The sequence below is a fragment of the Oryzobacter terrae genome (assembly GCF_042756445.1).
GTDB classification, from domain to species: domain Bacteria; phylum Actinomycetota; class Actinomycetes; order Actinomycetales; family Dermatophilaceae; genus Oryzobacter; species Oryzobacter terrae.
This window is the reverse complement of sequence record NZ_CP170578.1, coordinates 1,082,321-1,096,679: the sequence shown is the minus strand read 5'-3', so window position 1 is coordinate 1,096,679 and position 14,359 is coordinate 1,082,321. Positions and strand designations below refer to the sequence as shown.

Here is a 14,359-nt window from a genome sequence, read left to right as displayed (position 1 = left end):
GGCGTCGTCATGGGGTCCGACTCCGACTGGCCCGTGATGGAGGCCGCGGTCACCGCCCTCGACGAGCTCGGGGTGGCGAGCGAGGTCGACGTGGTGTCGGCCCACCGGATGCCCGAGGAGATGGTCGAGTACGGGCGCAGCGCCGAGGAGCGCGGCCTGCGCGTCATCGTCGCCGGCGCCGGTGGGGCGGCACACCTGCCGGGGATGCTCGCGTCGGTCACCTCGCTCCCCGTCATCGGGGTCCCGGTGCCGCTGAGGTACCTCGACGGGATGGACTCGCTGCTCTCGATCGTCCAGATGCCCGCCGGCGTGCCCGTGGCGACGGTGTCGGTGGGCGGGGCCCGCAACGCCGGGCTGCTCGCCGCCCGCATCCTCGGGGCCGGAGAGGGCGCCGAGGCCGAGCGGCTGCGCGCCGCGCTCGCCGCGTTCCGCACGGCGCTGCGCGACGAGGCGCACGCCAAGGGCGCCGCCCTGCGGGCCCGGCGCGACGCCTAGCGGGCCATCCCGCTGCCGCGCACCTTCGGCCACTCGATCTTCGGGCAGGTGTCCATGACGACGTCGAGCCCGGCGTCGCGGGCCCGCTCGGCCGCGGCCTCGTCGACGACACCCAGCTGCATCCAGATCGCGTCGATCTGGAGCCGGTCCTTGTTCGCGATGACGTCGTCGACGACCGCGCCGACCTTCTCGGAGTTCACGAAGCAGTCGACGACCTTGATGTCCTGGTCGGGCACCTCTGAGAGCGACGCGTAGCCCTGCTGCCCGTGGACCGTCTCGGCCTTCGGGTGCACCGGGATGATCGGTCGGCCGAGCTCGACGTGCATCCACTTGGAGATGCGGTGCGCCGCGCGCTCGGTGTTGCTCGACAGTCCGACGACGATCCAGACGCCGGGGTCCATGAGGAGCTCTCGGACGAGGTCGGGGTCGTTCTGGTGGTGGTGATGGGCCATGGCCTCATCATGCCCCCGGGACGCGCGGCTCAGTCGTTGCCGAACAGGTCCCGCGTGTAGACCTTCTCGGCGACGTCCTCGAGCTCGGGCACGAGGCGGTTGGCGACGATGACGTCGCTGCGCCGCTTCAGCTCGCCGAGGTCGCGCACGACCTCCGACCCGAAGAAGTGGTCGTCGGTGAGCTCGGGCTCGTAGACGATGACCTCGATCCCCCTGGCCTTGACCCGCTTCATGACGCCCTGGACGCTGCTGCTGCGGAAGTTGTCGGAGCCCGCCTTCATGATGAGGCGGTGGATCCCGACGACCTTCGGGCCGCGGGCGACGATGTCGGAGGCGACGAAGTCCTTGCGCGTGGTGTTCGCGTCGACGATGGCGCTGATGAGCGTCTGGGGGACGTCGGCGTAGTTGGCCAGCAGCTGCTTGGTGTCCTTCGGAAGGCAGTAGCCGCCGTACCCGAACGACGGGTTGTTGTAGTGCGCGCCGATCCGGGGGTCGAGGCCGACGCCGTCGATGATCTGCCGGGTGTCGAGGTCGTGGGTGGCGGCGTAGGTGTCGAGCTCGTTGAAGAACGCCACCCGCATCGCGAGGTAGGTGTTGGCGAAGAGCTTGATCGCCTCGGCCTCGGTGCTGTCGGTGAGCAGGACCGGCACGTCGTCGTCGAGGGCGGCGTCGGCGAGCAGCCGGGCGAAGCGCTCCCCGCGCGCGCCGCGGTCGCCGACGATGATCCGCGACGGGTGGAGGTTGTCGTGCAGCGCCCTGCCCTCGCGGAGGAACTCGGGCGAGAAGATGACGTTCTCGGTGCCGAGCCGGGCCCGCAGGGAGGCGGTGTAGCCCACCGGGATCGTCGACTTGATGACGGCCGTCGCGTCGGGCTCGATCGCCACGACGTCGCCGACGACCTGCTCGACGGTGCTCGTGTCGAAGTAGTTCGTCCGCTCGTCGTAGTTCGTCGGCGTGGCGACGACGACGAACTCGGCCCCGCGGTAGGCCTCCTCCTTGTCGGAGGTCGTCGTCAGCCGCAGGTCGTGGGTGGCGAGGCGCTCCTCGATGTCGGGGTCGGAGATGGGGCTGCGCCGCTCCCGGATCGCCTCGAGCCGGCGCTCGTCGATGTCGTAGGCGACGACGTCGTGGTGCTCGGCGAGGAGCACGGCGAGCGAGAGCCCGACGTACGAGGTGCCGACGACGGTGATGTGTCCGGTCATGGGGACAGCCTAGGGAGGGCCCGCGGGGGCACGGGCCATGGGCGAGGACGTACGGTGGGAACGGCAGGACCACGCCCCTCGCCGGGTCCGTCCGTCCCGACCGCCGACGAGAGGACCCACCGCGCATGAAGTTCGGACTGTTCATCCCGCAGGGCTGGAAGCACGACCTCGTCGGCATCGACCCGGGCCAGCACTGGGGGGTCATGGCCGGCCTCGCGCGGCGGGTCGACGGCAACCACGACTGGACGTCGATCTGGGTCTACGACCACTTCCACCCCGTCCCGCGGCCCACCGAGGAGGCGGTCCACGAGGCGTGGACGCTCATGGCCGCGTTCGCCGGGGTCACCGGGCGGATCCGGCTCGGCCAGATGTGCACCTGCATGTCCTACCGCGAGCCCACGTACCTCGCGAAGGTCGCCGCCACCGTCGACGTCGTCTCCGAGGGTCGCCTCGAGATGGGCATCGGCGCCGGCTGGTACGAGCACGAGTGGAAGGCCTACGGCTACGGCTTCCCCTCGGCGGGGGAGCGCCTGGGCCGCCTGCGCGAGGGCGTCGAGATCATGCGCCAGATGTGGACCACCGGCCGTGGCCGCCTCGACGGCGAGCACTACCAGGTCGACGGCGCGATGTGCTTCCCGCAGCCGTTGCAGGGCACGACCCAGCCCGGGAGCAAGCACAACGGCATCCCGCTGTGGGTCGCCGGCGGCGGCGAGAGGAAGACGCTGCGCATCGCGGCCGAGTACGCCGACTACACGAACTTCGGGCCGGTCCCGGAGGTCTTCAGCGCCAAGAGCGCCATCCTCGAGCAGCACTGCAAGGACGTCGGCCGCGACTTCGGTGAGATCGTCCGCAGCGCCAACTACGACGTCGTCATCGGTCGCGACGAGCGAGAGGTCCGCGACCGGATCGGCTGGATCCGCGACCACCTCACCCGGGCCGGCCTGCCCTCGGACGTCGTCGACGACACGGTCCACTCCTACGAGACGGGGCCGCTCGTCGGGACCCCGGAGCAGATCATCGAGCGGTTGCGCGATCTCGAGGCGCGCGGCATGACGTACGCGATCACGTACTTCATCGAGCAGGCCTACGACCTCTCGGGCGTCGAGCTCTTCGAGCGAGCGGTCCTGCCCGAGCTCGTCGACCGCGAGGAGCACGGCCACCTCTGGCACCTCCTCACCGGGCGGTAGGCCGGATGGGCTCCTCGACCGTGTGGTCCTTCCTCGTCGTGCCCTACGCGGCCGCGGCGGTGCTCCTCGTCGTCGCCGGTGCGCCCAAGGTCCTCGACCCGGGAGACCTCCACCGCGCCGTCCGCTCGGTGGGGATGCCGGTGGGGCGCACCGCCGTGCGTGCCTTCGCGCTCGCCGAGGTCGTCGTCGGCCTCGTGGCGCTCACCCTGCCGGGCCGGGCCACGGCGGCGCTGCTGGGCGTCCTCTACGCCGGGTTCACCGCCTTCGTCGTCGTCGCCCTGGGCCGCGGTGGCGTCCTGTCGAGCTGTGGCTGCTTCGGCAAGGCCGACACCCCGCCCACCCGCGCCCACGCGCTGCTCACCGCAGCCGCGGCCCTCGTCGGGCTCGCCGTCGCCGCGGCACCCCCCGGTGACCCCTGGGGGTCGCTGACCCCGGCGTCCGCCGGCGGCGTCGTCGCGCTCGTGGCGCTCGTCGGCTTCCTCGCGTGGCAGGTCATGGCGGTGCTGCCGTCGGTCGACCCGCGCGCCGTCCGCAGCGGGACGAGGGGCTGACGTGGTCTGGGTCGTCGTCGCCGAGGGCGTCGCCATCGCGCTGCTCGCCGTGCTCGTCCTCGGGCTGCTGCGCAGCCACGCCCTCATCCTCCGGGCCCTCCACGAGCTCGGGGCCGGCCTCGAGCTCGAGAAGGAGGCCGCCGACGCCGGGCACGGCGGCGCGGCGACGTCCGGCCCTCCGGGCGCCGTCCCGGTGACGATCGAGCCCGGCGTCGTCCCCGCCACCCGGCAGTCGTCGAGCACCGCGTTCGACGTCGTCGGCGAGGACCTCCGCGGACGCCACCAGGCGGTCCGGGTCACCGCGCCGGGCTCGGCCCCCACGCTCCTCGCGTTCCTCACCTCCGGGTGCAGCGTGTGCCTGACGTACTGGGAGGAGTTCGGCCCCGACACGCGGACCCCCGCCGACGCCGGTCTCGTCGTCGTCGTCAAGGGCCGCCCCGACGAGTCCCCGGCCACCCTCGCCAAGCTCGCGAAGCCCGGCGTGCGGGTCGTGGCGTCGAACGCGGCCTGGGCCGACTACGACATCCCGGGCTCCCCGTACTTCGTCCTCGTCGAGGACGGCATCGTCACCGGCGAGGGGTCGGCGACGTCGTGGCCGCAGGTGCGCGACCTCCTCGAGCAGGCCGTCGACGAGAGCGCGCACGCCCGCGAGCAGGCCGGACGCACCGGCCCCGGGACCGTGGGCGACCACGGCCACGGGGGGCGTGACGACCTCAACCGGATCGACGCCGAGCTCCTCGCGGCCGGCATCACGCCCGGGCACGCCAGCCTCCACGTCCCGCCCGACCCGGACGAGGCCGAGGAGCCCCGGGCGTGACCGCCCTGGCCGCCGTCCTCGCGGTCGGGCTGCCGATGGCGGTGCTCGCCGCCGTCCGCGCCACCTGGTCCCCTTGAGGCGAGTCGATGCTCTCGAGCATCAGCCCGTTCGGTGAGCGGGCCCGCGCCTCCCGGTGGTGGCTGACCACCTCCGCGTACGTCGTCTCCTCGGTGGTCGGGGGCCTGGTCCTCGGGCTCCTCGCGTCCTCGCTGGGTGCTCTCGTGCCCGAGCGGTGGCGCTGGTCGCCGGCGGCCTTCGGGCTCGCGGCGCTGCTGCTCCTCGTCGGGCTGGCCCTCGACCTGCGGGTCGGTGGGCTCTCGCTGCCCTCGTGGCGCCGCCAGGTCGACGTCGCGTGGATCGGGAGGTACCGGGGGTGGGTCGTCGGCCTCGGCTACGGGGCCCAGCTCGGGTTCGGCCTCGTCACCATCATCACGAGCTCGGCGACCTACGCCCTCGTCGTGCTCCTCGTCCTCTCCGGGACCCCGTGGGCCGGCGCCCTCATGGGTGTCGTCTTCGGGCTGGTCCGGGCCCTGCCGCTCGTCCTCATCGCCGGCGTCGACACCCGCGAGAAGCTCTGGGCGACACTCCGCGGGGTGGAGCTCCGGGCGCGCGTCGCCGAGACCGTGGTTAGGGTTGGGCTGGCGACGGGTTCCCTGGCCCTCGTCTGGGCGGCAGTGAGAGGTGTGTCATGAGGAAGGCCGACTTCGGCATCTCCGTCGACGTCCCCTCGGGGTGGACCGCGAGCATCGTCCGCCGTTCCCTCGACGGCGTCCCGGCACCCGGCACCGCCCCCGGCGCGCGCGGGATCGCCCCCGAGGTCCCCGGTGCCCCAAACGGCCTCGTCGAGCGCACCCTGCCCGTCGTCCACGTGTGCAGCCGGGCGCTGCCCGCCGGGGTCGGCGACTTCGGGGCGGGGGCCCTCGAGGTCCTCGGGTCCGACGACGTCTTCGTCGCCCTCCTCGAGTACGGCTCGGACGTCGCCGGCGAGGGGCTGTTCTCCCGCCAGGGTTGGCCGCGCCTGGCGCCCTCGCAGTTCTCGCCGAACAAGATGTTCCGCGCCATCCCGGGCCGCAGCGCCAGCCAGCACTTCTTCTCCGTCGGCGACCGGGCGTTCTGCCTGTTCACGGTCGTCGGCGCGCACAGCCGACGGATGGCCACCGTGCCCCGTGCGGCCCAGGTGGTCCGCTCGATGGGCGTCGAGCCGGCCGCGGTCATGCATCGTCGAGGGGTCTTCGTGTGAGTGTCTCCACCGTGTCGTCGTCGTCCGCCCTCGACGAGGTGCTCGACCGGCCCACCGGCCTCGTGCGCCTCGTCGAGCGACTGTCCCGGGGCCGGCAGCGGCTCGGCCGTCGCGGCGTCCTCGTCGGGGCCGCGGTCGCCGGGTCGGCGCTCGTCACCGACCCGAAGGCCTACGCCCTGCGTCCGCAGTCGGCGTACGCGACGATCTGCGGCCCGGGCAACACCACCTCGAGCGGGTGGACGGTCTTCTGCGCGACGATCAACAAGGGCGTCAACGGGTGCCCGCCCGGCTCCTTCACCGCGGGGTGGTGGAAGGCGGCCGACTCCTCGTGGTGCGGCGGCGGCTACCGCTACATCGTCGACTGCAACGCCAAGTGCACGAGGTGCAGCTCGGGCTGCTCGGACCACCTGTGCGACTCCCGGTGCTGGAACTGCTCGTGCGGCAAGGGCTCGACGGCCACGTGCGACCAGCGCAAGGTCTGCTGCAACGCCTTCCGCTACGGGCAGTGCAACACCCAGGTCAGCTGCAGCGGCGGGGTCCACTGCCGGGTCGTCTCCTGCGCCGCCCCGTACACGTGGGAGAAGTGCTCGACCACCTCGTTCCGCAGCGACTCCACGGCCGAGCACAGCTCTCCGTACCTGCCGCAGTGGGGCCCGATGGAGCAGCTCTACACCCAGATGGGCGGGCACCGCTCCTTCCTCAAGGCGTCGACCGGGCCGATCAAGAACACCATCGACGGCCGGGCGAAGTACGTGAACTACCAGGGCGGCCGCATCTGGTGGACCAGCGCCACCGGCGCCGCCGCGATGTCGACCTTCGTCCTCGACCGCTACGCGTCCTACGGGGGCCCCGACGTCCTCGGCTTCCCGCAGGGCCAGATCCAGCGGGGCCTGCGCGACGGCGGCTGGCTCCAGCCGTTCCAGAGCGGCGCGATCGTCGACAGCGGCTCGACGAGCACGACCTTCGTCCACGGCGGGCGCTGGACGGCGTGGGTCGCCAACGGCCGCGAGAACGGCATCCTGCGCTACCCCGTCGCCCGGCTCGAGGGCCTCGGCGGGCGCGCCTGGATCCAGCGGTTCCAGAAGGGCTGCATCATCTACGGCCCCTCGACCCCGCAGTGCACCGTCCACAACTACGCGTGGAGCGCCTACCTTGAGCTCGGGCGCGAGGGCGGCGTCCTCGGCTACCCGACCGCCGACCGCCAGGTCGTCACCCGCGGGTACGTCCAGCGCTTCGAGCGGGGCGGCATCTGGGGCCTCGACGGCAAGCGCGGCTTCGGGGTGTGGGGCGACGTCCTCAGCCGATGGGAGTCCGAGGGCGGCGTCGACGGCCGGTACGGCCACCCGACGGCCCACGTCGTCGCGAACGGCAACGGCACCCTCACGGGCACCTTCGAGGGCGGGACGATCACGGCCTAGGCCGCACGCGGCGCGTCCCGTCGGGCGACCTGCGGGTCGCGCCGAGGGCGTCGAGCCGCTCGAGCAGCGCGACCGCGGCACGGCGTGAGGTCCCGAGGGCGCGCGCGGCGTCACCGGGCCCGAACCCGTCCGGCAGCGCGGCGAGCACCGGCACGGCCCGCTCGACCGCGTCACCGGCGAGGACCGCGCCTCCCGTGCGCAGCAGCCGTCCGTCGCGCTCGGCGGTCGCGAGGGCGGCCGGGGTGACGTCGGGGTCGGCGAGCAGCTCGGCCGGGGCGGCGCCGAACGGGTGGTCGGCCAGCCACGCGAGGATCGGGCCGAGGGCGCCGGTCGCCGGCTCGGGCGGCGACGCGCCGGGTCCGGGCGACCGGTCGGCCACCGGACTCGTGACCCCCGAGGCCAGCTCCCCGGCCCGTCGGCTCGCCGCCCCTCGACGGGTGAACGGCGGTGGGTCGGTCGCGAGGACGTCGGCCCCCGCGAGGACCTCGTGGGCCCCGGGGTCGCGCAGGAGGACACGGTCGCCCTCGAGGAGCGGCAGGTCCTGGCCGGCACCGAGGGTCAGCCGGGCGTGGGCGTCGCCGAGGGGGCGGACGCGCACCGGGGCCGTCGTCGTGCCGACATGGAGGACGGCGTTCTCGGGCAGCCGCTCGACGAGCCGGTGGAGGAGGACGTCGACGACCTGGACGGCGTGCACGGCTCCCGGCGTCGCGAGGTGGCTCCCCCGGGGGACGGCGGACGTGGGGACGGCGCGCAGGTTCACCGCGAGCCTGGTCGGCCCGGACGCCTGCTCGACCGGCCCGCCGTGGACCTGGAGGCCGCGGACGCGCACCCGCCGACCGCCGACCTCGAGGTCGTCCCCGGCCCGCACCGTCCCGGCCGGCAGCGTCCCCGTCACGACGGTGCCCGACCCCGTGACGGTGAACGACCGGTCGACCCAGAACCGCACGGCCGCAGCGGGATCGGGCGCCACGGCGGCCGCAGCGAGGGCGCGCAGGACGTCGCGCGCGTCGTCGAGGCCGGCCCCCGTGCGCGCCGACGCGAGGGCCGTCGCGAGGGGGGCGATGCCGTGCGCACCGAGCCGGGCGACGGCGTCCACGAGGACCGGGGCGCCGTCGGCGAGGTCGGCCTTCGTCACGACGACGCCCACGGCCCGCAGCCCGAGGGCCCGGACCGCGGCGACGTGCTCCTCGGTCTGCGCCGACCACCCCTCGTCGGCCGCGACGACGAGCAGCACCCCGGCGGCCGGACCGATGCCGGCGATCGTCGTCCCGACGAGCCGGTCGTGGCCGGGGACGTCGACGAGCGCCACCCGCGTGCCGTCGAGGTCGACCCACGCGTGCCCGAGTTCGATCGTCATGCCGCGCCGGCGCTCCTCGGGCAGCCGGTCGGGGTCGGTGCCGGTGAGGGCGCGCACGAGGGCCGACTTGCCGTGGTCGACGTGACCCGCGGTCGCGACGACGGCCACGTCAGGCCCGGGGACCGGCCACCGCGGCGAGCACGGCCGCGACGAGCACGGCGTCGTCGGCGGGGGAGAGGGCCCGGGGGTCGAGCAGGGCCCGTCCCTCGTGGACCCGGGCGAGCACGGCCGGCTCGCCGGCGCGCAGGCGGTGGGCGACGTCCTCGGGCAGCGCGACGGCCCAGCCGGGCAGGACGTGTCCGGGGGCCGAGCCGCCGCCGACCCGACCCTCGGCCTCGACGACCTCGCACGGGACGCCCGCGGCCGCCAGCGCGCGTGCGACCTGCTCGCAGCGCCGCCGCAACGACGCCGCGTCGGCCGTCAGGGCCGTGACGGCCGGGGCGACCGGACCGCGCAGGGTGGCCTCGAGGGCCGCGAGCGTGGTCTTCCCCGGGCGCAGGGCACGGGCGAGGGGGTGGCGTCGCAGCCGTTCGACGACGTCGGCACGCCCGAGGACCAGGCCGGCCTGGGGCCCGCCGAGGAGCTTGTCGCCGCTGCAGGTGACGACGGCGGCGCCCTCGCGCAGGGACGTCGCCGCGTCGGGCTCGTCCGGCAGGAGGGGGTGCGGCGCGAGGAGCCCGCTCCCGATGTCGTGGACCACGGGCACGCCGAGGCCCGCGAGCTCGCGCAGCCCGACGCGGCTGGTGAAGCCCTCGACGGTGAAGTTGCTGGGGTGCACCGAGAGGATCGCCCCGGTCGAGGGCCCCACGGCGTCGGCGTAGTCGCGCAGGTAGGTGCGGTTCGTCGTCCCGACCTCGCGCACCCTCACCCCCGCGGACCCGACGAGCTCGTGGAGGCGGAACCCGTCGCCGATCTCGACCATCTCCCCACGGCTCACGACGACCTCGCCGCCCGCCGCGAGCGCCGTGGTCGCGAGGACGAGCGCCGCGGCGCCGTTGTTGACGACGAGGGCCGCCTCGGCGTCGGGCACGCGGGCGAGCAGGGCCGCGAGCACGCCGGGGGCCCGCGTCCCGCGTCGCCCGGACGCGAGGTCGAGCTCGACGTCGACGGTGCCGGCCGCGGTCGTCATCGCCTCGACCGCGGAGGTCGACAGCGCCGCCCGGCCGAGGTTGGTGTGGAGGACGACGCCGGTCGCGTTGAGGACGGGGCGCAGGGTCGTGGCGCGGTCGGGGAGGCCGTCGAGCACCGCGTCGACGACGCCCCCCGGAGCCAGGGCGCCCGTGCGCACGCGGTCCTGGGCGGCGGTGACGAGCGGCCGCACGACCCCGGCGCCCAGGCGCCCCACGGCCTCGGCCACCCGCGGGTCGGCGAGGAGGGTGTCGGTGCGCGGCACCGACCGGCGCGGGTCCGCGGACCGCGGTTCCTGCGTCACCGGACCTCCTCGTAGGCTGGCGGAGGCGGACGGGAATCGAACCCGCCAAGCCGAGGTGCTCGGCTTCACCGGTGTTGAAGACCGGGGGGACCACCAGGCCCCGGACGCCTCCGACGGCGAGGCTAGCGGAGCCACGAGCGAGAGGTCACGGCATGGTCCGGATGACGCAGTACGCCCGCGGCGGCGGGTGCGCCTGCAAGCTGCCCGCGTCCGACCTCGAGGCGCTCCTCGCCGGGGTCGACCTCCCCGGCCACCCCGACCTCCTCGTCGGCGCCGAGACCGGCGACGACGCCGCCGTCGTCCGGCTCGACGGCGGGCGGGCCGTCGTCAGCACCGTCGACTTCTTCACCCCGGTCGTCGACGACCCCTACGACTGGGGCCGGATCGCGGCGGCCAACGCCCTCTCCGACGTCTGGGCGATGGGGGGCGAGCCGCTCCTCGCCGTCAACCTCGTCGGCTGGCCGCGTGACGAGCTGGCCCTCGACCTCCTCGCCGACGTCCTGCGCGGTGGCGCCGACATCGCGCGCCGGGCCGGCTGCGCCGTCGCCGGTGGCCACACGGTCGACGCCGCGGAACCGCTCTACGGGATGGCCGTCACCGGCCTCGCCCACCCCGACCGGCTGCTGCGCAAGGACGCCGCCGCCCCCGGCCTGCCGCTCAGCCTCACCAAGCCGCTCGGTGTGGGCGTGCTCAACACGCGCCACAAGCGCACGGGCGAGGTCTTCCCCGAGGCCGTGGCGGCGATGACGAGCCTCAACGGCCCGGCGTCGCGGGCCGCCCTGGCCGCCGGGCACCGGGCCGCCACCGACGTCACCGGGTTCGGCCTGCTCGGCCACCTGCTGACGATGGTGCGCTCGTCGGGCCTCGGCGCCCGTCTCGACGCCGCCGCCGTCCCCCTCCTCGAGGGCGCCCGCGAGGCCGTGCGCGACGGCTTCGTCAGCGGGGGCAGCCGGCGCAACCTCGAGTGGGTCCGCCCCGACCTCGACGTCGCCGGGTCGGTCGACGAGGACGACCTGCTCCTCCTGGCCGACGCCCAGACGAGCGGGGGGCTGCTCGTCGTCGGCGAGGTGCCCGGAGGCGTCGTCATCGGCGAGACCGTGGCGGGGCCGGCCCGCATCGCGGTCGGCTGAGGTCAGCGGGCGGGCGCGGCCGCGCTCACCAGGCGGTCCACCCGCCGTCGACGGCCACGGTCTGGCCGGTGACGTAGGCCGAGGCGTCGCCGGCGAGCCAGGTGACGACGCCCGCGAAGTCCTCCTCGGTCGCCATCCGGCCCAGCGGGGTCAGCCGGCTGTAGCGGTCGACGAACGCCGGGTCCTGCCCCCGCTCGATCCCTCCGGGGGCGAACCCGTTGACCCGCACGTCGGGGGCCAGCACGGTCGAGAGGTAGCGGGTCAGCTGGACCAGCCCGCCCTTGGTCGCGCCGTACGCCGCCGGGTTGCCCATCGTCGTCCCCTCGTACAGGGCCATGTTCGGCCCGACGAGCCCGTAGATCGACGACACCATGACGACGCTGCCGTGGCCCCCCTCGCGCAGCAGAGGAGCGAGGCGTCGGGTGAGCGAGAAGGGCACGGTGAGGTTGAGCCAGGTGGCGGCGGCGAAGGCCTCGTCGGTCTGCTCCTCGAACGGGACCGCGTACCCGGGGACCCCGGAGGTGCCGGTGAAGGCCGCGTTGTGGACGAGGACGTCGCAGGCCCCGAGGTCGGCGACGGCCGCCTCGACCTCCGCCGGGGCATCGGGGCGGGTGAGGTCGACCGTGACCCCCACGTGACCGGTGCCGAGGCGGGCGGCGTGCTCGGTCGCGCCCTCGCGGTCGACGACGAGCACGCGCGCCCCGGCGTCGGCCAGGGCCTGCGTCAGCACGCGGCCCAGCGGGCCGGCGCCCCCGGTCACCACTGCCGTCCTGCCGGTGAGCTCGTCGATCATCGGTCCTCCTCGGTCCACGGGAGCCGGACGACCCCGGCGTCGACCAGCGCCTGGATGAGCCGGAACTCGTCCTCGTCGTCGATGGAGAAGGCCTGCGCCTCGGGGATCTCCAGCCCGCCGTACCGGCCCTCGTCGAACCACGAGCGGCTCAGCGCCCGCGCCGAGGCCGCACGCCACACGTAGAAGTTGCCGTTGATCCGCAGGTAGCGCTCGGTGTCCTGGCGGCGGGTCACACCGGCGCTGGCCGGGAAGTACCGGGCGAGGGCGGCGCCCTCGTGCCGCACGCCGACCCACTCGGGCTGGAACGTCGGCTCCGAGACGCTGACGACGCCGTCGAGGGCCGGGTCGGCCCAGAGCATCTCGAGGGCGGCCGTGACCTGCTGCGGCTCGCGCGCGGGGCTCGTCGGGTCCAGGAGGACGACCGCGTCGTAGCTCGACCCCTCCATCTCCTCGACGGTCGCGAGGGCGTGGGCGATGACCGGCGCCATCGGGGTGTCGTCGGCGGCGAGCCCGGCGGGCCGGAGGAAGGGCACGTCGCCCCCGTGCTCGCGCGCGACGTCCGCGATCCGCGTCGAGTCGGTCGTCACCACGGTGCGGCTGATGGCGGCCACCCCGGCGGCGGCGCGGATCGCGTGGACCACGAGGGGGAGCCCGCTCAGCAGGCGCACGTTCTTGTCGGGCAGCCCCCGCGACCCGCCGCGCGCCGGGACGACGGCGAGGACGCGGGGGTCCGACGGTCGGGTCGGTGGGCTGGCGGTCATGGGCGCGGCGACCTCTCCGGGCTCGACGAGCGGGCGTCGTCACACAGTCGCACCGCGAGGACGCCCTCGTCGAGGGACGCGGGGGCGCCGGCCGCGAGCCGCTCGGCCAGGGGCGCGGTCGGCGCGACCGCGAGCGCGGCCCCGGCCTGGCGCTGCATCACGGCGTCGCGGTCGAGGTCCTCGGGGGTGCTCGTCGTCGTCTCCTCGCCGTCGGCGGTGACCACCGACACGGTCGCGGTCAGGGGGTCCCACGCGACGCTGCCGCCCGAGGACGTGACGACGGCCCCGCGCCGCGAGGGCCGGGTGACGTAGTCGACCCGCACGGTCACCGACCCCGAGTCCGTCTCCCAGAGGAGGGTGGCGCCCTGCTCGGCCTCCATCTCGAGCGGGCCGTGCAGGTCGAGGACGGCCGACACGTGCCGCGGCTCGCCGAACGCCACGGCGGCGTAGTCGACCTCGTGGACGAGGTCACGCAGCGCCCCGCCCTCGTCGGCCCGGGCCGCGTAGGTGTCGCGGTAGTCGCGCCCGGGCCGCCACGAGGGCAGCCACGACTGGGCGACGACCGCGGCGTGGCGGGGGACGGGCAGCGCGGCCACCGCCGTCCGGAACCGGTCGAAGCCGCGGTGGGCGCGCAGGGGGGCCGCGACCGTCACCCGCTCGGCGGCGAGGGGGTGCGCGAGGAGGCGCTCGGCATCGGCGGCGGTCGGGGCCACCGGCTTCTCGACGAGGACGCGCCGGGCCCCGGCGGTGAGGGCGGCGAGGGCGTCGTCGACGTGCCGCGCGGTGTCGGTGGCGACGACGACGAGGTCGGCGCCCGACATCGCCTCGAAGGCCTCGTCGTCGCGGAGCAGGGGGAGGTCGTCGTCGTCGTGCTCGCCGTCCCGTGGGCGGACCGGCCAGCCGCGGACGTCGTGGCCCATCGAGCGGAGCACCCGCGCGTGGCGGCGACCGATCGACCCCAGCCCGCGGACGACGACGAGACCGGGCATCAGACGAGGTGCCGCGGGTCGCCCTCGAACAGCTCGGCCACCGACTCCTCGACGCGCCGCAGCCGCTCCTCGTAGGCGCTGACGACCTGCATCCGGGCGCGGACGCGGGCGTGCTCGGTACGCACGTCCTCGACGAGGCTGCGCGCCTGCGCGAGCTCCTCCCCGTCGGGCGGGGCCACGTCGCCGCCCCGGACGGTGGGCGAGAGGCACTCCTCGAGGTCGGCGAGGCGGACCTCGAGGGTGCCGAGCTGGGCGTCGCGGCGCTCGCGCTCGGCCGCCTCCATGACCGCGGCCCGGTCGAGCTCCTTGACCCTGGCCTCGAGGTCCTTGACCCGGGTCGCCTGGTCGGCCGCGGTCCGCTCCGCCGCGTCGAGGCGGGACTTGAGCCGGGCGAGAACGTCGGTGTGCTTCGCGACGCGCGTGCGCAGGCCCTTGGTGCCGACGACGGTGGCGCGGGCGTCGGCGATCCGCCGCCGGACCGACGTGGGGGCTCCGGCGGTGGGGGTGTCGGTGGTGTCGGTGGTGTCGGGCACGG

16 protein-coding genes and 1 tRNA gene are annotated in these 14,359 nt (G+C 75.1%); 8 read left to right on the top strand and 9 right to left on the bottom strand.

Annotated elements, in window-relative coordinates; all coding sequences use genetic code 11:
• Window positions 1-9: 9 nt before the first annotated feature.
• Window positions 10-495 carry a 5-(carboxyamino)imidazole ribonucleotide mutase gene (gene purE, locus ACFWN3_RS05105; protein ID WP_377645531.1) on the top strand — a complete coding sequence of 162 codons (486 nt, stop codon included), beginning with the start codon at window positions 10-12 and terminating at the stop codon, window positions 493-495.
• Here the strand turns inward: purE and ACFWN3_RS05100 are convergent.
• Both ACFWN3_RS05100 and ACFWN3_RS05095 read right to left on the bottom strand, forming a co-directional pair.
• The gene (locus ACFWN3_RS05100) at window positions 492-947 is read right to left on the bottom strand and encodes a CoA-binding protein (protein WP_377644057.1); all 456 of its coding nucleotides are present in this window, start codon (window positions 945-947) and stop codon (window positions 492-494) included. The genes purE and ACFWN3_RS05100 overlap by 4 nt on opposite strands.
• Window positions 948-976: 29 nt before the next feature.
• Entirely contained in the window at window positions 977-2,149 is a 1,173-nt protein-coding gene (locus ACFWN3_RS05095) for a nucleotide sugar dehydrogenase (protein ID WP_377644055.1), read from the bottom strand.
• 125 nt (window positions 2,150-2,274) lie between these two features.
• On the opposite strand from ACFWN3_RS05095, the gene ACFWN3_RS05090 reads away from it, so the two are divergent.
• The 6 genes from ACFWN3_RS05090 (at window position 2,275) to ACFWN3_RS05065 (ending at window position 7,362) form a co-directional block, all read left to right on the top strand.
• On the top strand, window positions 2,275-3,336 hold the full coding sequence (locus ACFWN3_RS05090; protein ID WP_377644053.1) for an LLM class F420-dependent oxidoreductase: 1,062 nt from the start codon (window positions 2,275-2,277) through the stop codon (window positions 3,334-3,336).
• A 5-nt stretch (window positions 3,337-3,341) separates the two neighbouring features.
• Window positions 3,342-3,887 (top strand): MauE/DoxX family redox-associated membrane protein, encoded by a 546-nt coding sequence (locus tag ACFWN3_RS05085; RefSeq protein ID WP_377644051.1) that lies wholly within the window; start codon window positions 3,342-3,344, stop codon window positions 3,885-3,887.
• 1 nt (window position 3,888) lies between these two features.
• Window positions 3,889-4,704, top strand: coding sequence for a hypothetical protein (locus ACFWN3_RS05080; protein ID WP_377644049.1), 816 nt, complete (start codon window positions 3,889-3,891; stop codon window positions 4,702-4,704).
• An 86-nt stretch (window positions 4,705-4,790) separates the two neighbouring features.
• Complete coding sequence (locus tag ACFWN3_RS05075; RefSeq protein WP_377644047.1) at window positions 4,791-5,396, top strand: hypothetical protein; 606 nt, start codon at window positions 4,791-4,793, stop codon at window positions 5,394-5,396.
• Window positions 5,393-5,944 (top strand): hypothetical protein, encoded by a 552-nt coding sequence (locus ACFWN3_RS05070; RefSeq protein ID WP_377644045.1) that lies wholly within the window; start codon window positions 5,393-5,395, stop codon window positions 5,942-5,944. Before ACFWN3_RS05075 ends, ACFWN3_RS05070 begins: the two co-directional genes overlap by 4 nt.
• The gene (locus tag ACFWN3_RS05065; RefSeq protein WP_377644043.1) at window positions 5,941-7,362 is read left to right on the top strand and encodes an LGFP repeat-containing protein; all 1,422 of its coding nucleotides are present in this window, start codon (window positions 5,941-5,943) and stop codon (window positions 7,360-7,362) included. Before ACFWN3_RS05070 ends, ACFWN3_RS05065 begins: the two co-directional genes overlap by 4 nt.
• Here the strand turns inward: ACFWN3_RS05065 and selB are convergent.
• The 3 genes from selB to ACFWN3_RS05050 all read right to left on the bottom strand — a co-directional run bounded on the left by selB (window position 7,352) and on the right by ACFWN3_RS05050 (window position 10,263).
• Window positions 7,352-8,827 (bottom strand): selenocysteine-specific translation elongation factor, encoded by a 1,476-nt coding sequence (gene selB, locus ACFWN3_RS05060; protein WP_377644041.1) that lies wholly within the window; start codon window positions 8,825-8,827, stop codon window positions 7,352-7,354. The genes ACFWN3_RS05065 and selB overlap by 11 nt on opposite strands.
• A 1-nt stretch (window position 8,828) precedes the next feature.
• Window positions 8,829-10,151 (bottom strand): L-seryl-tRNA(Sec) selenium transferase, encoded by a 1,323-nt coding sequence (gene selA, locus ACFWN3_RS05055; RefSeq protein ID WP_377644040.1) that lies wholly within the window; start codon window positions 10,149-10,151, stop codon window positions 8,829-8,831.
• A gap of 17 nt (window positions 10,152-10,168) precedes the next feature.
• Window positions 10,169-10,263, bottom strand: a tRNA-Sec gene (locus ACFWN3_RS05050).
• 40 nt (window positions 10,264-10,303) lie between these two features.
• On the opposite strand from ACFWN3_RS05050, the gene selD reads away from it, so the two are divergent.
• Window positions 10,304-11,281, top strand: a complete 978-nt coding sequence (gene selD / locus ACFWN3_RS05045) for a selenide, water dikinase SelD (protein WP_377644038.1) — start codon at window positions 10,304-10,306, stop codon at window positions 11,279-11,281.
• Between the two features lie 25 nt (window positions 11,282-11,306).
• Here the strand turns inward: selD and ACFWN3_RS05040 are convergent, their stop codons facing one another.
• From ACFWN3_RS05040 to ACFWN3_RS05025, 4 genes are read right to left on the bottom strand one after another with little or no spacing between them, the layout of a single operon-like run.
• Window positions 11,307-12,074, bottom strand: coding sequence for an SDR family oxidoreductase (locus tag ACFWN3_RS05040; RefSeq protein WP_377644036.1), 768 nt, complete (start codon window positions 12,072-12,074; stop codon window positions 11,307-11,309).
• Window positions 12,071-12,835, bottom strand: coding sequence for a cytidylyltransferase domain-containing protein (locus ACFWN3_RS05035; RefSeq protein WP_377644035.1), 765 nt, complete (start codon window positions 12,833-12,835; stop codon window positions 12,071-12,073). Before ACFWN3_RS05035 ends, ACFWN3_RS05040 begins: the two co-directional genes overlap by 4 nt.
• Entirely contained in the window at window positions 12,832-13,824 is a 993-nt protein-coding gene (locus ACFWN3_RS05030) for a Gfo/Idh/MocA family protein (protein ID WP_377644033.1), read from the bottom strand. Before ACFWN3_RS05030 ends, ACFWN3_RS05035 begins: the two co-directional genes overlap by 4 nt.
• Window positions 13,824-14,357, bottom strand: coding sequence for a hypothetical protein (locus tag ACFWN3_RS05025; RefSeq protein WP_377644032.1), 534 nt, complete (start codon window positions 14,355-14,357; stop codon window positions 13,824-13,826). The genes ACFWN3_RS05030 and ACFWN3_RS05025 overlap by 1 nt, the downstream gene beginning before the upstream one ends.
• Window positions 14,358-14,359: the final 2 nt, after the last annotated feature.